Source organism: Pseudomonas sp. NMI542_15 (genome assembly GCF_021283425.1).
GTDB lineage: Bacteria > Pseudomonadota > Gammaproteobacteria > Pseudomonadales > Pseudomonadaceae > Aquipseudomonas > Aquipseudomonas fortuita.
In genome coordinates this window covers 110,700-131,171 of record NZ_JAJSRO010000002.1, presented here as the reverse complement: position 1 = coordinate 131,171, position 20,472 = coordinate 110,700, and the positions used below count along the sequence as shown (strand labels likewise).

Here is a 20,472-nt window from a genome sequence, read left to right as displayed (position 1 = left end):
CTGCTGCGCAGATGACCTTCATCGTCTGGTTCGCCATGCTGGGCGCAGTCTTGCTGCTGCTGGCGCTCTCTTCCTCCTATTTACGCTGGATTCCGGTGACTTCCTCGGTGGTTTGTCTGGTCTTGGGCATCGGCCTGGGAGCGTCCGGGTTGGGTCTTCTCCACCTGGATGTCAGCGGTTCCAAGGGATGGATGGAGCACCTGACCGAGGTGGCGGTGTTGTTTTCGCTGTTCTTCAGCGGCTTGAAACTGCGCTTGCCCTTGCACGACCGCCGATGGGGGAGCGCGTTTTACCTGGCGGGGCCTGTGATGATGCTCTGCATCGGTGGCGTCACGCTGCTATTGCACTACGGCCTGGACCTTGAATGGGGTATTGCAGTACTGATCGGGGCAATTCTTGCACCCACAGATCCCGTGCTTGCAACACTGGTGCAGGTGGCTGATGCCCAGGACGATGATCCTGTGCGCTTCAGCTTGTCCGGTGAGGCTGGCCTGAACGACGGAGTGGCCTTTCCCTTCGTCATCCTTGGGCTGTTGTTGCAACAGAACAGCGGGCATGCCTGGCTCGGCGACTGGTTGATCAAGGACATGCTCTGGGCAGTGAGTGCGGGTCTGCTGCTTGGCTACTGGATGGGGCGCGGGCTGGGCAAACTCACTCTGTTCCTGCGCCTGCGCAACGACGACAGCACTGTATCGCCCAACGATTACCTGGCCTTGGCACTGATCGCGCTGGCCTATGTGTTTGCCGAAACGATCCAGGCCTATGGGTTTCTCGCGGTATTCGCCGCTGGGCTGGGCTTGCGCCAGGCGGAGGCCAGTACCTCCAGCAGCCCTGGGCAGCCGGCTGCCGAACATCTGGTGCAGCCGGTAGTGGGCCACCAGCATGTGGCGCCGGAACAGGCCGTCAAAGGTGATGTTCGCGGGCTGGACGATTCCCAGGTTGCAGCAGGGATCATGCTCGGGGACATGCTGGCCTTCGGCAGCTTGATCGAGCGGGCAATGGAGGTTTTTCTCGTGACCTTGCTCGGGGTGGTGTTGATAGAGCATTGGGACTGGCGGGCATTGCTGGTCGGCGGAGCACTGTTTCTGGTGATTCGTCCCTTGAGCATTTTGCTGTTTCCGATTCGGGGGATGCTGGGTATTCGAGAACGTGGGCTGCTTGGATGGTTTGGCATCCGGGGTATCGGGAGTTTTTACTACCTCTTCTACGCCCTTAACCACGGGCTGCCTCCTGGTTATGCGGCCCAGAGCACCAACCTGGTGTTGTCAGTGGTGGCGTTGAGCATACTGCTGCATGGGTTGAGCGTTCAGCCGCTGCTTGCCCGATACGAAGCGTGGAAGCAGCGGACGTCATGAGGGCGCTTCAAGCCCTTTGTCTTCGATGCTCAGCGGTCAACGCTTCGGCGGCGCTGGCGCTGCAAGTGAGTGATCGCAAACCCGGCAATGGCGCCGAGCACGGCGGCGCTCACCAACACCAGTGTCTTGTCTTTTCGGGCTCTCCAGCCACCGTCCACACTGCGCCGGTCACTCGGGGGTTCAAACAGGTTCCCCGGTGATGTTGCGGCGCTTGGGCTACGGCTCAAGCCCCAACGGGTCAGCCATCCTGAAAGCAGCGGTAGCCCCGGGACGAGGTAGCTGGCCAAGTGTGCAAGGCGAGCGGTTGCCCCGACCGTGGTGCGCGCGCGCGGGGAGATGGCGCAAGCCACCATGGCCTTGGCCACCCACTCCGGGTCATAGACTGGCCCGGGGGGCGTCAGCGTGTGGCCAGTGTAGTTGCCACCATCCCTGAAACCAGGGGTGTCCATGACCGCAGGATAGATATCGCAGACATGAATGTCGGGGAACGCCGTCAGTTCTCCGCGCAGGGCGTCGGTCAGGCCACGCAGGCCGAATTTGCTCGCCGAATAGGCCGCTGCATAGGGTTGCGCGATCCAGCTTCCGAGTGACAACGTGTTGATCAGGATGCCGCTGCGCTGCGCCTTGAAATAGGGAAGGGCGACGTAGGCGCCACGAAGGTAACCGATCAGGTCGGTTTGGATGACTTGCTCGTGCGCCTCCAGTGGCGTGTCCTCAAAATTGCCGACCGCGCCGACGCCAGCGTTATTGACCCAGATATCGATTCGCCCATGGCCAAATTCGGCAGCCTGCGCTGCCAGCGCCTGCACCTGATCGCTGCGGCTGACATCGGTAGCGATTGCTACGGCGTCCGTACCGCAATCAGTGCACTCGTCCAGCACATCGAACAACGCTTCCTCATCTCGCGCAGCAAGCACCAGCCGAGCGCCTTTGCAGGCAAAGGCATGCGCAGCGGCCCTGCCTATGCCACTTGAAGCGCCAGTGATGACCACGACCTTGCCGCGCAACGGGCCTTGTGTTGATACAGCGGCGGCCGGTGGGGCAGGCTCGGCAGCCTGGGCTGGCGTGAGGTCCTCAGGCGCAGGCGCAAGGGTGGCGCTGGCTTCTATCATCGAGAGCTCAAGGGCGGTGCCGTCGACCAGCACCAGTTTCAGGCCCTCGACAGTGCCCGCTACCCTGTCCGCGTACACGGGCTCGCCCTCTGCATCCAGGCTGTCATAGATGAATCTGGTCCCTTCGAGCCAGCCGACTGCAGTCAGCAGTTCCGGGCCCAGGAAATATTTGCCGTCCTGAAAGAAACCGGGAAATTGATGGGCGCGTTCGATGTTCTCCACGCAGTAGCGTTCGCCTGGTTTCATGCCTGTCGCTTGATCAATCATGGTGCAGAACCCCTTTCGAAGTCTGTCAGCTAGCGTTCAACCTTCGTTGTGGACAAAGGCATCGAGTAAGCAGGGGAATGCGTGGGGCGCTGTAAAGTTCAGGTCGAGGGCTTCAGTGGCGTGCTGAATGACAAGGTGACCGCCGGTGTGCTGCGCGTGAACCTGTCGCGCTACCCGAGCCTCGACCAAGAGAGTGAGGACCAAGCGATGCCCGCACTCATCGAGAAACGGCTCGAGCAGGCCCGCACAGCCTTGCAAGCGGTGCTCATGGGTGATGGCCTTGGGCAACTTGACGGAAAAACGAAAGTGCTCAGGCACCGACGCGGCCCACCGGGCATAAGTTTGCGATCGATGAGCACGGTAAAACGAGGAGTTGATTTCTACCGCGTTCAAGCGCGCCGCGTAACGCTGCAAATGAGCCCCCTGCCGGGGAAAATGAAACACCGCAATCGCAGCGGCCCCGGGCGACGCGCTGGTTACCGAGGCCTGCTTGCAAAGGCGCTGAGCTGCCCGTTTACAGCACCTTGTCGAGGGTGATCGGAAACGCTCTCACACGCTTGCCAGTGGCATGGTAGACAGCGTTCGCCACTGCTGCTGCCACCCCGACCACGCCGATCTCGCCCACCCCCTTGGAGCCCAGCTCGTTGACGATGTCATCGTTCTCTTCAACGAAAATCACCTCGATATCGCCGCTGTCGGCGTTCACCGGAATGTGATACTCCGCCAGGTTGTGGTTGACGATGCGGCCCAACTGGTGATCGGTCAATGCTTCTTCGTGCAGGGCCATGCCCACGCCCCACACCACGCCCCCCAGAATCTGGCTACGCGCGGTTTTCGGGTTGACTACCCGCCCTGCTGCCACGGCGCTGACCACACGGGTGACCTTGATCGCGCCAAGGTCTTCGTCAACATGCACCTCCACAAAAACCGCCGAATGTGTGGCGGTGGAGAAGGGTTGGCGTTTGGCACCTGGCTCGGCTTCTATCTGCGCTTCAACATTTCGCCCCGGGGTGCTGGCGACGATCTCGGCCAGGGCCAGGCGATGGTTGCCCGCATGCAGGTAGCCATCGGCGAAGACAATCTGCTCTGTCGGGGTGCTGGCCACTTCAGGGTACGACTTGCGCGCATGTTCCAGCAGCTTGCTGCGCAGCACCAGGCAGGCCTGGCGCACGGCCGAGCCCACCGACGACACGGTGAAAGAGCCACCCTGTAGCGGTGCTGTCGGCAGGGAGGAGTCCCCCAGCAGGAAGGTGACATCCTGAACCCTGGCGCCCACCGCATCCGCTGCTATCTGGGTCATGACGGTGTAGGTGCCGGTACCGATATCGGTGGTGGCGCTGCTGACGGTCAGGCGCCCTTGGGCATCGATGTGCGCCTTGGCGCTGGCCTTCATTTGCAGGGCCTCCCAGACGCCGCCAGCCATTCCCCAGCCGATCAGCTGGTGGCCATTGCGCATGCTGCGCGGTTGCGGGTCGCGGTTACGCCAGCCGAAACGCTCGGCACCTTGCTGGTAGCACGCCAGCAGCTCCTTGCTGGAGTAGGGCTTGCCCTCGTTGCCATTGTTAGCGGCGAAGTTGCGCCGGCGCAGGTCGAGCGGGTCGATCTGCGCTGCACAGGCGAGCTCATCCATGGCGCATTCGAGGGCGATCATGCCTGACGCGGCCCCGGGGGCGCGCATGTCCAGTGGGGTAAAGACATCGAGCGGCGCCAAGTGATAGCTGAGCGCAACGTTGTCACACTGGTAGAGCATGCCGCTCCATTCGACCAAGTGTTCGGTAAAGTCCTCGAAGCGTGATGTCTGGCCCAGCGCATCGTGGGCGATCGCCAGCAACCGCCCGCTTGCGTCCGCACCCAGGCGCAGGCGCTGCTCGGTACGGGGCCGGTAGCCGAAGGTGAACATCTGCTGGCGGGTCAGTGTGACGCGCACCGAACGTTGTAAATGCAGCGCCGCCATCACGGCCAGCGGTAACTGGTACTGCGGGCGCAAGCCCGAGCCGAAGGCGCCACCCACGAACGCCGCGTGCACGCGTATGTTGGCCTTGGGCAGGCCAAACACTTTGTGCAGGTAGTCCTGGCAATTTTGCGTGCCTTGGGTCTTGTCGTGGATTTCGAGGCTGCCGTCGGCTTTGTAGTGCACGGTGGAAGCATGCGGCTCCATCGGGTTGTGATGCTCGTTGGCCGTCAGGTAGGTGGCATCTACCTGCACCGGCGCGGCGGCAAACTGCCCGGCAAAATCGCCACGTGGTGCCGGTGTTTCGGCGGGGGCCTCATGCGACTGCCGGGTAGCACCCAGGTCTGTCTGGTGGGCCTGCTCAGCATAGTCGATTCTGATCAGCGAACCTGCGTACCGCGCCAGTTCGAGGGTTTGGGCGACCACCAGGGCCAACGGTTGGCCGCTATAAAGCACGCGGTCGTTGAACAAGGGGCGAAACGGCGACCCCTCGGCCGAGTCGGCGTCACTGTAATCGTCGTCATAACTGGAAATGTGCGGCCGATGGCCATGGTCCAGCACAGCGATGACCCCGGGCACGCGCATTGCCTGTGTACTGTCGATGGCGAGCACTCGACCACGGGCGATAGTACTGCACACGACGCTGCCGTGTAGCAGCCCGGCTTGAGGGTTTTCACCTGCGTAGCGCGCCTGCCCGGTGACCTTGGCGACGCCGTCCACGCGGTCCAGGGGCGTGCCGACAATGGGTGTGGTGTCGATCATGGTCTTGCCCCTCTGGCTGAGGCACCGAGCACTGCCTCGCTCAATGCCCGAACGATTGCACGCTGCGCGAGTGCTACCTTGAAACCGTTGTGGCTCAGGGGTTGGGCCCCTTGCAGCACGGTGTGCGCGGCCTGGGTGAAAAGCGCTTGCGAAGGCGCCTGGCCGGTCAGCATCCCTTCTACAGCCGTGTCCCGCCAAGGCTTGTGGGCAACGCCACCCAGCGCCAGTCGAGCCTGCTGGATCATGCCGCCATCAAGGTTCAAGGCCGCGGCGACGGACACCAGCGCGAACGCATAGGAGGCGCGGTCGCGGATCTTCAGATAACGGTAATGCTGTTCGAATGCAGGGGGCGGCAACTCGATGGCGACCACCAGTTCATCAGTTGCCAGTTGATTGTCGCGCTCCGGGGCATCGCCGGGCAGGCGGTGGAAGGCCGCGAAGGGTATCTGGCGTTCAGCGGCAGGCCCCTGTACATGTACTACCGCTTCGAGCGCCGCCAACGCCACGCACATGTCCGAGGGGTGGGTGGCGACGCAGGCATCGCTGGCGCCGAGAATCGCATGGATACGGTTCAAGCCCGTACGCGCGGGGCAGCCGCTGCCCGGTTCGCGCTTGTTGCAGGGTGTGCCGGTGTCGTAGAAGTAGTAGCAACGGGTGCGTTGCAGCAGGTTGCCGCCGGTGCTGGCCATGTTCCGCAACTGAGGCGATGCCCCGGCCAGAATGGCTTCGGACAGCAGCGGATAATGCTGTTGGATGATCGGGTCCCAGGCGAGGTCGGCATTGCTCACCAACGCACCGATCAGCACGCCGCCGTCGGAGGTGGCCCGAATGCCGTTCAGCCCAAGGCCGGAGATGTCGATCAGGCGGTTGGGGCGGACCACGTTTTCCTTCATCAGGTCGACGAGGTTGGTACCGCCGGCAATGAAGCGCGAGCTGGCATCTGCCAGGTTGATGGCTTCGCTGACTGATGCGGGCTTGTGGTAACTGAATGGCGTCATGGGGTCGTCCTGCCTTGCTGCCGGGGCACGTCCTTCATCAACGGCATGGCTTCCTCTACTGCGGCGACAATGTTGCCGTAGGCACCACAGCGGCAGAGGTTACCGCTCATCTGCTCGCGAATGGCCTCACGGGAGTCGGCATGCCCTTCGTGTACAAGACCGACTGCGGAGCAGATCTGCCCTGGCGTGCAATAGCCGCATTGGAACGCATCATGGCGAATGAAGGCGCGCTGCAGTGGGTGAAGTTCACCGTCGCTGGCCAGCCCTTCGATGGTCACCAGTTCGGCCCCGTCGCACATGATGGCCAGCGTGAGGCAGGCGTTGATACGTTTGCCGTCGCGCAACACGGTGCAGGCCCCGCACTGGCCATGGTCGCAGCCCTTTTTGGTGCCTATCAGGTCTAGCTGCTCACGCAGCAGGTCGAGCAATGTGGTCCAGGGCTGCACCTGCAGTGATCGAGGCTGACCATTCAGGGTCAGGTGGATGGGGTGTTCTACGACACCCTCGGGGGCTGTTGCGCTCATGGGAGGTCCTCACGGTCGGTCTTGCACTTGACTGCATCTCTGTGGTGCGACCGGGCCGGCTGTGCAAACGTTCAGCGGAACTGGCCAAAAACCGCCCGTGCCTTGTCTCGAAGCTTGTACAGTCCCTGTGGGAGGCTACTCATCCCCTGTGGGCTGCGCTGTCACGCAGAGAACAATGGCTGGTGTGGGAGCGGGCTTGTCCCGCGAAGCAGGCAACGCTGTGTATGGCACCGGCTTTGCCGGTGTTCGCGGGGCAAGCCCGCTCCCACAAGTTGAAGCCAACTCAATACGTTGTTCTATGAGGGCGGGCATGCCCGCACCCACAGGGCGCTCGCTAGCTTTCGGAGTTTGAGCTGCTCGCACGCAGACTTGGATGGGTTGGGTCAACCGCCTGAACCACCGCCACTACCGCCAGCGCCAGCGCCAGCGCCGGAACCGGAACCGCCCGAGCCTCCGCTGCCGGCGCCCGGGCCAGTGCCGCTCCCTGCGGCGCCACCCGTACCGTTACCGGCGCCTGTGCCCGTGCCCGAGCCGTTGTCGGTGCCGTCACCCCCGGTATTGTCGGTGCCATTGGTACCCGTACCGCCAGACCCGGTTCCCATGCCATCCCCAGGCGTGCCGGAGCCAGTGCCATCCAACGGGCCGTTGTCCTGTGTCTGCGCCCCAGGGGCGCGTTGGTCGTTCATGTCGGTGGCTGCCAACACCAACGGTGTGCTGGCACCGAGGCACAGGGCGAGCAGCAATGAATGGGGCTTGATGATGTTCATGCGCAATCACCTCTTTGCGTTGGTCACTTCTTCTTCGTCCTGCGCGTGCAGCCAATTGTGCGTCGGTACTGACGAACGGAATGCCCTTACTGGCGCTGATTACCACCACGACCAAAGCTTTTGGGGAGGAGCCCGCTAGCGGTTACGGGCGTTGACCGATGCAGGTGGCCACACCGTGTGACCGCTGAGCGCGGCTGCAATCGAAAAAAACTGAACGGTGGCATTGGCGCGCCAGTCAGAGCGTTTAACCTCATGAAAAAGGATGTTAGCGATGAAAGCGATGACTCGACTGCTCACCGGCCTGGCCATGGCTGGCGCATTGGCAAGCACTACAGCTTGGGCAGATCAACCGGGCGCTGACTGGAAGGTGAACAAGGATCAGGCCGAAGCCACCCTCAAAGGTGCCGGCTACACGCAGATCACCAAGATCGAGGCCGATGATGGGCATTGGGAAGGTGAGGGGATGAAAGCAGACGGCAAACAGTACGAATTCCAGGTCGATCCCCATGACGGCAAGATCATCAAGGATCAACTGGATAACTGATGAGTTGTCCACCCGTGGCATCAGCGCGCTGCCCGTTTCACGGGTAACGCGCCCGACCTTACTGTAATGGGATGACGGCTCAGTCCGTCATCACTTCATCGATTGCCTGCTCCAGGGTGCTGACCGTACGCTCGATATTGTGCAGTTTTTCGAGCCCGAACAGACCGATGCGGAAGGTCTGGAAGTCGGCTGGCTCGTCGCATTGCAACGGTACGCCGGCCGCAATCTGCAGGCCGTGATCGGCAAATTTCTTGCCGGTCTTGATGTCGGCATCATCGGTATAGCTCACCACGACGCCTGGGGCCTGAAAGCCGGCTGCGGCCACGCTCTTGATACCTTTGGCGGTCAACATGGCGCGCACCCGATCACCCAGCGCCTGTTGTTCGCTGCGCACCTTGTCGAAACCGTAGGCTTGCATCTCGTTCAACACGTCGTTGAACCGGGCAAGCGAATCGCTGGGCATGGTTGCATGGTAGGCATGTCCGCCCTGTTCGTAGGCCTGCATGATCTGCAGCCACTTCTTCAGGTCGCAGGCAAAGCTGCTGCTCTGCGTGTGCTCGATGCGCTCCAGGGCCAAGGCGCTGAGCATCACCAAGGCGCAGCAAGGGGAAGCGCTCCAGCCTTTTTGCGGTGCACTGATCAGCAGGTCGACTGCGCACTTTTCCATATCAACCCACAGCGTGCCAGAGGCGATGCAGTCTAGCACGAACAGGCCACCCACCGCATGCACGGCGTCACCGACGGCCCGCAGGTAATCGTCGGGCAGGATGATCCCGGATGAGGTTTCAACGTGGGGGGCGAAGACGATCTGAGGCTTGTGCGCCTGGATGCTTGCCAGCACTTCCTCCAGCGGCGGGGGCGCGTAGGCAGCCTGGTGCCTTGTGTCGACCGGGCGGGCTTTGAGCACCGTGGTGGCCGCCGGGATGTTGCCCATATCAAGGATCTGGCTCCAGCGATAACTGAACCAGCCGTTGCGTATCACCAGGCATTGCTGAGCGGTGGCAAACTGTCGCGCTACCGATTCCATGCCGAATGTACCGCTGCCCGGCACTACCGCAACAGCCTGGGCGCCATAGACCTGTTTCAGCGTGCTGGAAATGTTCCGCATCACGCCTTGAAAGGTTTGTGACATGTGATTGAGCGAGCGGTCGGTGTAGACCACCGAGTACTCGATCAGCCCCTCAGGATCATTACTGGGATAAAGCGTAGACATGGGCGACTCCTAGGCAGAGATGTCAGTGGTATCGACCCTGCCCGAACCCTTGGCAAATGACAAGACAGATCGGGGCTGATTGCGCTGAAGCCCTTCCGCCGTGTGTCCGAAGCAGGCACCCGGAGCCGGCGAGCCCGGCTCCCACAGGTATAGCGCAGGCCTCGGTGGCTGATGACCTTCCTGTGGGAGCGCGATTGAATTCAGTCCGGAGTCTGCGCCGCCGTGATCTCGGCGGCGGGGGCCGCAACAGGCGCTTTTGCCTTAGCACGATTGCGACGTTCCTGGCTGCGATGCCGCGCAGCTTGTTGCTTGGCATGGATCGCCTGAGTCGCTGTCACTGTGCCAGCGACTTGACCATTCAAGTCCAGGCGCGGCGCATTCTCCACCATGCTTGCCCAGTACCGGGTACCCCGGCACCAGGTAGAAATGCCCAGCTTGAGCTGTTCACGGGTGATGCCGAGCAGCTCAAGGTGCTGCTCGGCATCCTTGAAAATGCCCTCTTTGAGCGGAACCTTGGGGGCCGGATTGACAGGGAAGGCCAATGGAAAGTGCTTTTGCAATGGCCAGATCGCTGCCACCGCCGGGTCCTGCTCACGAGGCTTTGCCTGTGGCGGGGACTTGCGCTTGGGTTGTTTCGGGCTATCGGCCTTTTCCTGCACTTTTTCCGCCCGCAGACGGTCACGTAGCTCAGCTAGTTGTTCAAAACCCATTGTTCAATTCACTGCTTCGAAGTTGATTGCGAGGCATAAGGATATGCCATGCAGCGCCACAGATCAGCTTAAACAGATGAATTGTGCCAATTTTCCTGGCCGAGGCATCCCCATTCATCAGGATGCCGGCTCATTCCGGATGCTGTGGCATATCGGTATTTAGCGCAGCTCAGTATCAGGCCCCTGCATTTGGTATCGCTCATCCGAAAGGCTGTGAATAAATACATCCACGTCAGGCAAGCCGCAGTCGTACGAACACACAGGCCTTTCTGTGTCTGACTTGAGGTAAGCGATCATGGCTAATAACCAAGACAAGGGCGCCAACCAGGGCAATGCCAGTGCAGGCGCCGGGAACAACACGGCGGGTACCGGCCAGCAGGGTGGTCAAGGCTCGGGCGGTGGCATGCCCAACCACCCGCAACAAGGTCAGAACCAGCCGGGGCAGAAGCCCGAGGACAAAATGAACAAAGACTGGGGCCGCGATACCGGAAGCAAGGGCGGTCGGCAGGAAGACAGCATGACTGACAAGGAGAACCCGGCGGATAAAGACCGCATGGGTCAGCAATCGCAACGCGATAACCCGCAGGGCGAACAGGACCGCTGATCATTGCTGATGCGCACCAGGGTGGGCAAGCCATCCTGGTGCAAGCGGGCCGCATGGCGGCTTCAGATTGAGCGCTGATTGACGCGTGCAGATAGCTGTTCGGCGGTTTCCTTGCGCTCTGAATAGCGATCCACCAGGTAATCCTGACGATCACGTAGCAGCGCGGTGAATTTCACCAGTTCCTCCATCACATCAACAACGCGGTCATAGTACGGCGAAGGCTTCATCCGGCCGGCATCATCGAACTCAAGGTAAGCCTTGGGTACCGAGGACTGGTTCGGCACCGTGAACATCCTCATCCAGCGGCCAAGCACACGCAACTGGTTGACCACGTTGAACGACTGCGAGCCGCCACACACCTGCATCACCGCCAAGGTCTTGCCTTGGGTGGGGCGCACGGCGCCCAGCGCCAGGGGAACCCAGTCGATCTGCGCCTTGAACACTGCAGACATCGCCCCATGGCGCTCTGGCGAGCACCAGACCTGGCCTTCCGACCATTGCACAAGTTCACGCAATTCCTGCACCTTGGGGTGCTCAACCGGCGCATCGTCAGGCAGCGGCAGGCCCGAAGGGTCGAAGGTTCGTGCTTCGGCGCCGAAGTGTTCCAGCAGACGCGCGGCTTCCTCCACCAGCAAGCGGCTGAAAGAGCGTTCGCGGGTAGACCCATACAACAGCAGGATGCGTGGTTTGTGCTCGCTTGCCACGGTTGCCGTTGGGGGCAGCTCGAACAATGCGAGGTCGAGGTTAGGGAGATGCTCGGACATTTTTGACTCCTGCTTATTGCGTGCCGATGCGATCCAGCTCGTGCTTGAGCTGATCACGGTCGAGGCGATCGAAGGGAAGGGCGAAGAAAGCGCGGCAGCGCGATGCGATGTGGGCCAGCGTGGCGTGGAAAGCCGCGTCGACTTGCGCCTCTTCACCCACGACATCGGACGGGTCCTGCAACCCCCAATGCGATTTCAGCGCGGGGCCGAAATAGACCGGGCAGGCTTCGCCGGCGGCCTTGTCGCAGACCGTAATAACGACGTCCGGCGGGCTGTTTTCGAATGCGTCGTTGCCCTTGCTGCTCAGGCCAGCAGCCGAAATACCGGCCTGCTCCAGCGTGCTCAGGCTACGGGGCAAAACCTGCCCCTTGGGGACGCTCCCGGAGCTGACTGCCTCGAAACCGGCAGGGGCCAAGTGGTTGAAAAGTGCTTCGCACAGGATGCTTCGGCAACTGTTGGCCGTGCACATGAACAGGACTCGCATGGAGGGCTCCTCCGCCTTGTGGCGGACGTCAGAGGCGCTGGCGCTTGGGCCAGAGCCGAAAGGGTGATTCAGCAGCAGGCGGCATCGCGCACGGGGCGGTCGTCCATGCACGTGAGCCGACGTGTGTTGTCGGCCAGCCAGTGCGAATTGGCCTGCAAGGTGACCTGCAGCATCTCGTGAACCCAGGCCGGTAGCGCCGGGTTAAGGCGGTAATACACCCACTGACCCTGGCGCCGGTCCAGCAACATGCCATTGCTGCGCAGTTGCGCCAGATGGCGACTGATCTTCGGCTGGCTTTCGCCCAGCGCGCACATCAGCTCGCAAACACAGAGTTCTCCCAAGCTGGCGATGAGCAGGGTGGCGCGAGCGCGGGTTTCGTCAGAGAGGCTCTTGAAGACATCGGGCGGGGTAATCATGGCTGCACCAGAACATATGGATAATCGAATATACGCATTACCATATGTTCAGGGCAAGCCTCATGACACGCGCGTGCTGCCTGGATCGACAGCTATCGTTCACCGAGGGCTGCAATGGGCGGATAGCGAAGCGTGTACAGCCCGTTCAAGGTGGGTGCCTTGTCATGAGCGTGGCTAAAGGTTCTGTGAAATCAATTCAGTTCCATCGCCCAGTACCCCAACTTAAACTACGGGCCAATTATAGAACATATGGATATTTGAGTGGGCGCCCCGCCATGACCAGTAATGACTTCAATTTTTTCATCAAGAGCATCCGCTTTGACGAGCATTATCAACCCTCCGAAAAGACGCGCCTCACTACCAACTTCGCCAACCTGGCGAGGGGTGTGAGCCGGCAAGAGAACTTGCGCAGCACCTTGCAGATGATCGATAACCGCTTCAATGCATTGGCGCATTGGGATAACCCCAAGGGCGACCGTTATACTGTTGAGCTTGATATTATTTCTGTCGAGATGGGTATTGAGGCTGAAGGCGGCAATCAGGCGCTACCCCTGATTGAAATGTTGAAAACAAGCATTATTGACCGACCCACCGGCGAGCGCTTTGCGGGCATGGTGGGGAATAACTTTTCTTCCTACGTGCGGGATTACGATTTTAGTGTGCTGTTGCGTGAGCATAATGCAAACCAGGCTGTATTCAGTACGCCAGACCATTTTGGTGAGCTGCATGGCAAGCTGTTCAAGTGCTTCATCAATTCAAGCACGTACAAGGCGCACTTCGACAAGCCGCCCGTCATCTGTCTGAGTGTTTCGAGCAGCAAGACTTACTCTCGAACGGATAATCACCACCCTGTGTTGGGCTTTGAATACCAGCAGGATGCGTATTCCTTGACGGATACGTATTTCGAGAAGATGGGATTGCACGTGCGTTACTTTATGCCGCCCAACAGTGTGGCGCCGTTGGCGTTCTATTTTTCCGGCGATTTGCTCAGTGATTACACCCACCTGGAGCTGATCAGTACCATCAGTACCATGGACACGTTCCAGAAAATCTATCGACCTGAAATCTACAACGCCAACTCTGCCGCCGGGAAATGCTACCAACCCAGCCTGCAGCATCAGGATTACTCCCTGACGCGCATCGTGTATGACCGAGAAGAACGAAGCCGGCTGGCCATTGAGCAGGGGCGCTTTGTCGAGGAGCACTTTATCAAACCGCACCACGCGCTACTTGAGCAGTGGTCCAACCACTACGCCTGCTGATCAACTGAATAGATAAGGTCTTCCTTCGTGAACAAATTGTTACCCACTTCGACTGCCGGCAGTTTGCCCAAACCCGCCTGGCTCGCACAACCCGAAACGCTCTGGTCACCCTGGAAACTGCAAGATGAGGCATTGATCGAAGGCAAGCAGGATGCCCTGCGCTTGTCATTGCAGGAACAGCAAGACGCCGGCATTGATATCGTCAGTGATGGTGAACAAACGCGCCAACACTTTGTGACGACTTTTATCGAGCACCTGAGCGGTGTTGACTTCGAGAAACGCGAGACCGTCAGGATCCGTGATCGCTATGATGCAAGCGTACCCACCGTAGTAGGCGCTGTTGCTCGGCAAAAGCCGGTATTTGTCGACGATGCCAGGTTCTTGCGTCAGCAGACCCGCCAGCCCATAAAATGGGCGCTGCCAGGCCCCATGACGATGATCGATACGCTGTATGACAGCCATTACAAAAGCCGCGAAAAACTGGCCTGGGAATTTGCCAGGATCCTCAATCAGGAAGCCCGGGAGCTGGAGGCTGCCGGGGTTGACATCATTCAGTTTGATGAGCCCGCCTTCAATGTGTTTTTTGACGAGGTCAATGACTGGGGGGTTGCCACCCTGGAGCGGGCCATCGAAGGCCTCAAGTGTGAAACTGCCGTGCATATCTGCTATGGCTATGGCATCAAAGCCAACACCGACTGGAAAAAAACCTTGGGGTCAGAGTGGCGGCAATATGAAGAGGCCTTCCCCAAACTGCAAAAGTCCAGTATCGATATCATCTCGTTGGAATGCCATAACGCTCATGTGCCCATGGAGCTGCTTGAGTTGATTCGCGGTAAAAAGGTGATGGTAGGCGCAATTGATGTGGCGACCCACACTATTGAAACACCCGAGGAGGTTGCCGATACCTTACGCAAGGCACTGCAATTTGTAGAGGCTGACAAGCTCTACCCTTGCACCAACTGTGGCATGGCTCCCTTGCCGCGTCGGGTGGCCAGCGGCAAGCTCAGGGCTTTGAGTGCCGGTGCAGAAATGGTTCGCAGCGAGCTCTCGGGCAATGACCATCGGGCATCATGGTGACCCGATCACTCGCGTTGTGTGCTGCTCATGATTGACTTGAGACACTTGCGCACACTCCATGCCTTGCGTGAAACGGACAGCCTGCCCGAGGCGGCCGAACGCCTGCACCTGACCCAGTCGGCGCTGTCGCACCAGTTCCGTGAGCTGGAAAGCCGCGTTGGCATGCCTGTGTTTGTGCGCAAGTCCAAGCCGGTGCGCTTCACCACTGCGGGCCTCAAGCTGCTGCAGCTGGCCGACCAGGTGCTGCCGCTGATCCGCACAACGGAGCGCAACCTGAGCAAGCTGGCAGGCGGCACGGCCGACCGGCTGCACATCGCGATCGAGTGCCACAGCTGCTATCAATGGCTGATGCCCTCACTGGACGAGTTTCGCTGCGCCTGGCCGGAAGTTGAACTGGACCTGGCGTCGGGGTTGTCGTTCGCCCCACTGCCGGCCCTGCAGCGTGGTGACCTCGACCTTGTGGTGACCTCCGACCCGATGACCCTGCCGGGTATCACGTACGTGCCGTTATTCGGGTACGAGGCAATGCTGGCCATCGACAAGCATCATCCGCTGCGTGATAAGCCCTACCTGGAGCCTGCCGACATCGCCAGCCAGACCTTGATCACGTACCCGATCGAACGAAACCGCCTGGACATCTTCACCCGTTTCTTCGACCCCGCCGACATCGAACCTGCGCGGATACGTACGGCAGAAATGACTGTGATGATGATGCAGCTGGTGGCCAGCGGCCGTGGTGTTTGCTGCCTGCCGAACTGGGCGGTGCATGAGTACTCCTCCCGCGGCTACGTGTTGGCCAAGCGCCTCGGCGAAGCAGGGTTGCAGGCCACCCTGTTCGCAGCGGTACGCAGCGACATGCTCGAAGTGCCCTACATGCGTGATTTCCTGCTCACGGCGAAAGACATTTCGTTTGCGACGCTGGAAGGCGTCAATGCGGTGTCAGGGCGCGCCGCGGGGGCGCCGGGCGCCTGACAGGGCGTCAGAAACCTTCCAGGACGATTTTGCCGCGTGCTTTTCCACTCTCGATCATGGCGTGGGCGCGCTTGAGGTGCTCGGCATTGATCGTACCGTAGTGCTCGCCGAGGGTGGTTTTAAGCACGCCATCATCGACCAGCTGCGAAACGCGATCGAGCAGTTGATGCTGTTTGATCATGTCTTCGGTCTTGTACAGCGAACGCGTGAACATGAGCTCCCAGTGCACTGACAGTGACTTGCGCTTGAGCGGCATGACATCCAGTTGCGCCGGGTCGTCGATCAACGCGAGCTTGCCTTGTGGGCGAAGCACCTCCACCAGTTGCGGGAGGTAAGTGTCAGTGTGGGTCAGGCTGATGACGTAATCGACCGGGCCCAGCTTGAGTGCTTCCAGCTGGGGCGCAAGCGATTCGCGGTGGTCGATCACGTGATGGGCTCCCGCTTCCTGAACCCAGGCCTGAGTCTCGGGCCTGGAGGCGGTGCCAATCACCGTGAGCTGTGTCAGCTTGCGGGCAAGTTGAACCAGAATCGAACCAACCCCGCCGGCAGCACCGATCACCAGAAGGCTCTGGTTCTTGCCACCGTTTTCTTCAACGCCCAGGCGGTCGAACAGCAGTTCCCAGGCGGTAATGGAGGTCAGCGGCAAAGCGGCGGCGCTTGCGTTGTCCAGGCTGCGAGGCTTGTGCCCGACAATGCGTTCGTCCACCACATGCAGTTCGCTGTAGCTGCCAGGACGGTCAATGGCACCGGCGTAGAAAACCTCATCGCCCGGTTGGAACAACGTGACCTGCGGCCCTACCTCGCGGACCACGCCAACTGCGTCCCAACCGAGCACTTGTGGTTGCTCGCCACCACGGCTTGCTCGGATCTTGGTATCAACCGGGTTGACGGCAATTGCCCTGACTTCGACCAGCAGATCACGGGCACCTGGCTGTGGCGTGGGCAGTTGCGCGTCATACAGCGATTGGGGGTCCTGGATCGGCAAACCGGGCTGGGTATAAACGACTGCCTTCATTGGCGCTGCCTCTTGGGGATGCGAAAAGTGGGTTCAGACTATCCGTTTCGATTCACACAAAAAACCGCCTGAATGGAGTAAGACTTTCTCGCTTGCAATGAAAATGGTGCGCAGCACCCGAGACGGGGGTTGGCCGCTGCTCTGCATCCTCGAGCACGTCTGCTTCAATTGCCGATCCCTGCGTTCTTCACCCTGTGCTGCAAAGGGCGCATCCAGACTAAACCTTCGCCCGTGCCGTCAGTCAGTTCCAGTAAGGGGTCCGTCCACTGAGACCTTGGGAGGTGGCTGATGAAACTGCTGTGCTTGTTGCAGGGTTGCCAGTGGCACTGCGTGCCGAACCATGAACCGGGCGAGCTCCAATGCCAGTGTTGCCGGCGCTGCGGCGCCGTGCGCCATCGGCGGGCCGTCACACTGTCAAAGGCATAGGAGGTCGACATGGCGCGGGCCATCTGGAAAGGTGCAATCAGTTTCGGGCTGGTGCATATCCCCGTTTCGCTCAACGTTGCGGTGAGCTCCGAGCGGGTGGATTTTGACTGGCTCGACAAGCGCAGCATGGAGCCTGTGGGCTACAAACGGGTGAACAAGGTCACCGGCAAGGAAATCGACAAGGACAACATCGTAAAGGGCGTGGAGTACGAGAAGGGCCGCTACGTGGTGATCAGTGAGCAAGAGATCCGCGACGCCCGACCGGAAGCGACCCAGACCATCGATATATTCTCGTTCGTGCAGGCGGGCGAAATTCCGCTGCAGCACTTCGACACCCCCTATTACCTGAGCCCCGACCGCCGCGGCGGCAAAGTCTATGCACTGCTGCGCGACACGCTGGAGAGCACCGGCAAGGTTGCACTGGCCACCGTCGTGCTGCATACGCGCCAGCACCTGGCGCTGCTGCGGCCACTGGAAGATGCCTTGGTGCTGATTACCCTGCGCTGGCCCGAGGAAGTACGCGGGGTGGAAACCCTTGAGCTGGACAAGAGTGTGACCGACGCCAAGGTCGACAAGCGCGAACTGAGCATGGCCAAACGCCTGGTCGAGGACATGAGTGGGTCATGGGCGCCGGATGAGTACCATGATGCGTTTCGACAGACCATTCTCGACCTGGTGGAAGAAAAGGCCAGCAAAGGCAAGATCGAGACGGTGGATAAAGGGGAGGGCAAGGGCGTGGAAAAAGGCGCGGATATCCTCGACCTCACCGAACTGCTCAAACGCAGCCTCGGCGGCAAGCCAAAGGGCGGCAAGCCTGCCGCCAAACGGCCCCGCAAGGCTTCATGAAGGTGGATCCCCCTGGCATCCGACAAAGGAGCTCAACGCAGTCCTATTGCCCGATCCAGTGACAACGCACCGGCTCCTCGTGCGATCAACAGTAGCAACAAGGCTGCCCACGTGAGATGTGTCGGCCAGGCGTCCGGGTAGACGAACACTTCGATCACCGTGGTCATGCCCAGCAGGGCCAGGGCCGACAGCCGGGTGAACAGGCCAAGCACCAGCAACAACGGGAACAGGTGTTCCGCATAGGTTGCCAAGTGGGCCGCCAGCCACGGTGACACCAGCGGCAGGGCATATTCGCTCTGGAACAGGTCATAGGTACTGGGTGTGATGCTGAGAAACCCTTCGACCTTGGTGCGGCCGGACAGAAAGAAGGTCGAGGCGATGGCCATGCGCGCCACCAGGCACAGCACGTTGTCGCTGAGCAGTTGCTGTGCACGGTCGGTGAGGTGGTTCCAGCGTTGGCGCAGGCTCTTGTCGGGGCGGGTGACGTGGATGATGTCCATGGTGCTTCCTTCAGGCGAATGCAAGTGGACGAAAGGCCTGGGCTGCCAGCAGCCGGCCGAGCAGGTCGGTGAAGTCCAGGTCGGGTTGACTCGCTTGTGCAATCAGTGAGGCCTGCGCCAAAGGCAAACCTTGGGCGCATGCATCGAGAAAGGCGCAGCCGCCGACCTCCAGTGCCTGCAGGGCAACACCTTCGTCGGTGCCGCTTAATACCGCACCCTCGGCCACCCACGGGTGGTCATTCGGCCATGGCTGGCCTTCGCGGCTGTACCGCCACAGGCTGAAGGCCGGGTGCTGCGCGAACCAGCGCCAGAGCACGCTGCTGCGCGGCGCCAGGTAACTGTTGGCCAGGTCGGCAGCTGTCATGCCGGCCAAGTCTGCAAGTGCAAGGCAGGGCTCGCGGGGGGCGCTGAACACCTCGCACCAGGCAAAATCCAGGCGTGCCACGTCGGCCAGGTACGGCAGGCCGTGCTGGGCCTGGATCTGTTCAAGAAAGTCGGCGAACGCCGCGCCATAGTGGATCAGCCTTGGGTCGTCGGGGGGCGTTGTTTTCGCATAGGCCGCAGCGGCATCCTGCATCCAGGCCGGGCCTGTCAGCGCTTCGACACTGGGGAAGTTTGCACGCAGGGCATCGGTGCAACCTGCTAGCACAGTATTGCGATACACCGCGAATGCAGCATGCTGGGTCAGCGCGCCCAAGTGCGGGGCCGGGCGGTGATACAGCGCTTCGACGAAGGCGGCCTGAAACTGGCCAAGGGAAAGCGTCATGGGCGTACTCCTGCCTGATCGAGCAGTGCCTGAGCGGTACCGCGTTCGGCCAGCAACTCGGTGAACGCCGGCAGGTTGCCGTCACGCTCGATCAACGTCGGGCGCGGGCCGATGCGGGTGATCAACTGCTGGTACAAGGCCCAGACCGGTGCGGCGATGGCGGCGTCATGGGAGTCGATCAGCAGGCTGGCCCGGGCGTCGTGGCTGTGGCCAGCCAGGTGTATTTCAGTGATGGCCTGGGCCGGGAACCTCGCCAGGTAGGCTGAAGCGTCGAACCCGAGGTTGTGGGCGCTGACGTGCACGTTGTTGACGTCCAGCAACAGGCCACAGCCCGTGCGCCGCGTCAGTTCGGCCAGAAAGTCGATTTCGTCCCAGTCGTGCCCTTCCATGGGCAGGTAGTGGCTGGGGTTTTCCAGCGAGATGCTGCGCCCCAGCGCATCCTGTGTGCGCTGTACATTGTCGCTGATACGGACCAAGGCCTCGTCGCTGCGGGGGAAGGGCAGCAGGTCGGGGAGGTATTGCCCGTTCCAGCTTGACCATGCCAGGTGCTCCGAGACCAGCGCCGGCTGCACCTGGTCGACAAGTGCCCGCAGGCGGCGCAGGTGTGTGTCATCCGGCGCGGCGTCCGCCGCGAGCGACAGCGCAACACCGTGCAGCGACAGCGGATGGTGTTCGGCTATGCGCTGTAGCCAGGCCATGCGTGGGCCGCCGAGCATGTAATTTTCCGGGTGTACTTCGAACCACAGCCCATGGGCCCGGCACGCCCAGGCCTCGGCATAGTGGTCAGCCTTCAGCCCAAGCCCGGCACCTGAAAGGTAAGTCCCGTTCATGATCGGCGGCCTGTGCTCAGGACTTGAGCGGGGTCAGTGAGCCCATGCCGTTGGGCGTCTTGATGGAGGTGCAGGTACCTGCGGGAACGTTCTTCCAGTGCATGCCGTCGTAGTCCATCTTGGCACTGCCAGCGCAGCTGGTGCCGGCGCCGGCCTTGCAGTCGTTCTTACCAGCCATGGCGACGCCGTAGCATTTTTCCATGGCGGCACCGGTGGTGGCTGGTTTGGTCGCATCGGCAGCCTGGGAAATACCGGCCAGCGAAGCCAGGGCGAGCGCGGCAGTGGCGAGGGCGAGGGTTTTCATGAT

Annotated in this window: 23 protein-coding genes and 1 pseudogene; 8 read left to right on the top strand and 16 right to left on the bottom strand. The window is 61.0% G+C overall.

Annotated elements, in window-relative coordinates:
• Positions 1-11: 11 nt before the first annotated feature.
• Positions 12-1,355, top strand: coding sequence for a cation:proton antiporter (locus LU684_RS03920; RefSeq protein ID WP_095114932.1), 1,344 nt, complete (start codon positions 12-14; stop codon positions 1,353-1,355).
• A gap of 29 nt (positions 1,356-1,384) precedes the next feature.
• Here the strand turns inward: LU684_RS03920 and LU684_RS03915 are convergent, their stop codons facing one another.
• From LU684_RS03915 to LU684_RS03890, 6 genes and pseudogenes are all read right to left on the bottom strand, one after another.
• The gene (locus tag LU684_RS03915; RefSeq protein WP_232894159.1) at positions 1,385-2,734 is read right to left on the bottom strand and encodes an SDR family oxidoreductase; all 1,350 of its coding nucleotides are present in this window, start codon (positions 2,732-2,734) and stop codon (positions 1,385-1,387) included.
• A 213-nt stretch (positions 2,735-2,947) separates the two neighbouring features.
• A pseudogene (locus tag LU684_RS03910) lies at positions 2,948-3,184 on the bottom strand (DUF72 domain-containing protein); the annotation flags it as partial.
• Positions 3,185-3,248: 64 nt separating this feature from the next.
• Complete coding sequence (locus LU684_RS03905; RefSeq protein ID WP_232894158.1) at positions 3,249-5,447, bottom strand: xanthine dehydrogenase family protein molybdopterin-binding subunit; 2,199 nt, start codon at positions 5,445-5,447, stop codon at positions 3,249-3,251.
• On the bottom strand, positions 5,444-6,445 hold the full coding sequence (locus tag LU684_RS03900) for an FAD binding domain-containing protein (RefSeq protein WP_060516719.1): 1,002 nt from the start codon (positions 6,443-6,445) through the stop codon (positions 5,444-5,446). The genes LU684_RS03905 and LU684_RS03900 overlap by 4 nt, the downstream gene beginning before the upstream one ends.
• Entirely contained in the window at positions 6,442-6,969 is a 528-nt protein-coding gene (locus tag LU684_RS03895) for a (2Fe-2S)-binding protein (protein ID WP_060516717.1), read from the bottom strand. Before LU684_RS03895 ends, LU684_RS03900 begins: the two co-directional genes overlap by 4 nt.
• 383 nt (positions 6,970-7,352) lie before the next feature.
• A complete protein-coding gene (locus LU684_RS03890) occupies positions 7,353-7,736 on the bottom strand; it encodes a hypothetical protein (protein WP_145914323.1) in 384 nt (127 codons plus the stop codon).
• Between the two features lie 271 nt (positions 7,737-8,007).
• Between LU684_RS03890 and LU684_RS03885 the strand changes: the two genes are divergently transcribed.
• Positions 8,008-8,280: a PepSY domain-containing protein gene (locus LU684_RS03885; protein ID WP_023049284.1), complete on the top strand. Its 273-nt coding sequence runs from the start codon at positions 8,008-8,010 to the stop codon at positions 8,278-8,280.
• Between the two features lie 79 nt (positions 8,281-8,359).
• Here LU684_RS03885 and LU684_RS03880 read toward each other — a convergent pair whose 3' ends face one another.
• Positions 8,360-9,493 carry an aminotransferase class V-fold PLP-dependent enzyme gene (locus LU684_RS03880; RefSeq protein ID WP_232894157.1) on the bottom strand — a complete coding sequence of 378 codons (1,134 nt, stop codon included), beginning with the start codon at positions 9,491-9,493 and terminating at the stop codon, positions 8,360-8,362.
• A 200-nt stretch (positions 9,494-9,693) separates the two neighbouring features.
• Positions 9,694-10,203, bottom strand: coding sequence for a ProQ/FinO family protein (locus LU684_RS03875; protein WP_016486247.1), 510 nt, complete (start codon positions 10,201-10,203; stop codon positions 9,694-9,696).
• A 295-nt stretch (positions 10,204-10,498) separates the two neighbouring features.
• Here LU684_RS03875 and LU684_RS03870 point away from each other — a divergent pair, with 295 nt between their 5' ends.
• On the top strand, positions 10,499-10,807 hold the full coding sequence (locus tag LU684_RS03870) for a hypothetical protein (RefSeq protein WP_096425965.1): 309 nt from the start codon (positions 10,499-10,501) through the stop codon (positions 10,805-10,807).
• 62 nt (positions 10,808-10,869) lie between these two features.
• Here LU684_RS03870 and arsH read toward each other — a convergent pair whose 3' ends face one another.
• The 3 genes from arsH to LU684_RS03855 form a co-directional block, all read right to left on the bottom strand.
• Positions 10,870-11,571: an arsenical resistance protein ArsH gene (gene arsH, locus LU684_RS03865; RefSeq protein ID WP_016486249.1), complete on the bottom strand. Its 702-nt coding sequence runs from the start codon at positions 11,569-11,571 to the stop codon at positions 10,870-10,872.
• A 13-nt stretch (positions 11,572-11,584) separates the two neighbouring features.
• Entirely contained in the window at positions 11,585-12,055 is a 471-nt protein-coding gene (locus LU684_RS03860) for an arsenate reductase ArsC (protein ID WP_060516709.1), read from the bottom strand.
• A gap of 68 nt (positions 12,056-12,123) precedes the next feature.
• On the bottom strand, positions 12,124-12,471 hold the full coding sequence (locus tag LU684_RS03855) for a metalloregulator ArsR/SmtB family transcription factor (RefSeq protein WP_016486251.1): 348 nt from the start codon (positions 12,469-12,471) through the stop codon (positions 12,124-12,126).
• A gap of 275 nt (positions 12,472-12,746) precedes the next feature.
• Here LU684_RS03855 and LU684_RS03850 point away from each other — a divergent pair, with 275 nt between their 5' ends.
• From LU684_RS03850 to LU684_RS03840, 3 genes are read left to right on the top strand one after another with little or no spacing between them, the layout of a single operon-like run.
• Positions 12,747-13,733: a DUF1852 domain-containing protein gene (locus LU684_RS03850; RefSeq protein WP_023049282.1), complete on the top strand. Its 987-nt coding sequence runs from the start codon at positions 12,747-12,749 to the stop codon at positions 13,731-13,733.
• 27 nt (positions 13,734-13,760) lie between these two features.
• On the top strand, positions 13,761-14,810 hold the full coding sequence (locus LU684_RS03845) for a methionine synthase (RefSeq protein WP_031312561.1): 1,050 nt from the start codon (positions 13,761-13,763) through the stop codon (positions 14,808-14,810).
• A 27-nt stretch (positions 14,811-14,837) separates the two neighbouring features.
• Complete coding sequence (locus tag LU684_RS03840; RefSeq protein WP_232894156.1) at positions 14,838-15,782, top strand: LysR family transcriptional regulator; 945 nt, start codon at positions 14,838-14,840, stop codon at positions 15,780-15,782.
• Between the two features lie 7 nt (positions 15,783-15,789).
• On the opposite strand, the gene LU684_RS03835 is transcribed toward LU684_RS03840, so the two are convergent.
• Complete coding sequence (locus LU684_RS03835; protein ID WP_023049280.1) at positions 15,790-16,797, bottom strand: zinc-binding alcohol dehydrogenase family protein; 1,008 nt, start codon at positions 16,795-16,797, stop codon at positions 15,790-15,792.
• A gap of 288 nt (positions 16,798-17,085) precedes the next feature.
• Here LU684_RS03835 and LU684_RS30580 point away from each other — a divergent pair, with 288 nt between their 5' ends.
• Both LU684_RS30580 and ku read left to right on the top strand, forming a co-directional pair.
• Positions 17,086-17,223, top strand: a complete 138-nt coding sequence (locus LU684_RS30580; RefSeq protein ID WP_305728981.1) for a PSPA7_2676 family Cys-rich small protein — start codon at positions 17,086-17,088, stop codon at positions 17,221-17,223.
• A gap of 9 nt (positions 17,224-17,232) precedes the next feature.
• On the top strand, positions 17,233-18,069 hold the full coding sequence (gene ku, locus LU684_RS03830; RefSeq protein ID WP_016486256.1) for a non-homologous end joining protein Ku: 837 nt from the start codon (positions 17,233-17,235) through the stop codon (positions 18,067-18,069).
• Between the two features lie 32 nt (positions 18,070-18,101).
• Here ku and LU684_RS03825 read toward each other — a convergent pair whose 3' ends face one another.
• The 4 genes from LU684_RS03825 to LU684_RS03810 are packed head-to-tail and all read right to left on the bottom strand — an operon-like array spanning position 18,102 to position 20,469.
• Positions 18,102-18,569 (bottom strand): DoxX family protein, encoded by a 468-nt coding sequence (locus LU684_RS03825; RefSeq protein WP_016486257.1) that lies wholly within the window; start codon positions 18,567-18,569, stop codon positions 18,102-18,104.
• A gap of 10 nt (positions 18,570-18,579) precedes the next feature.
• Complete coding sequence (locus LU684_RS03820; protein ID WP_232894155.1) at positions 18,580-19,335, bottom strand: HvfC/BufC N-terminal domain-containing protein; 756 nt, start codon at positions 19,333-19,335, stop codon at positions 18,580-18,582.
• A complete protein-coding gene (bufB, locus tag LU684_RS03815) occupies positions 19,332-20,165 on the bottom strand; it encodes an MNIO family bufferin maturase (RefSeq protein WP_016486259.1) in 834 nt (277 codons plus the stop codon). Before bufB ends, LU684_RS03820 begins: the two co-directional genes overlap by 4 nt.
• 16 nt (positions 20,166-20,181) lie before the next feature.
• Entirely contained in the window at positions 20,182-20,469 is a 288-nt protein-coding gene (locus LU684_RS03810; RefSeq protein ID WP_016486260.1) for a BufA1 family periplasmic bufferin-type metallophore, read from the bottom strand.
• Positions 20,470-20,472: the final 3 nt, after the last annotated feature.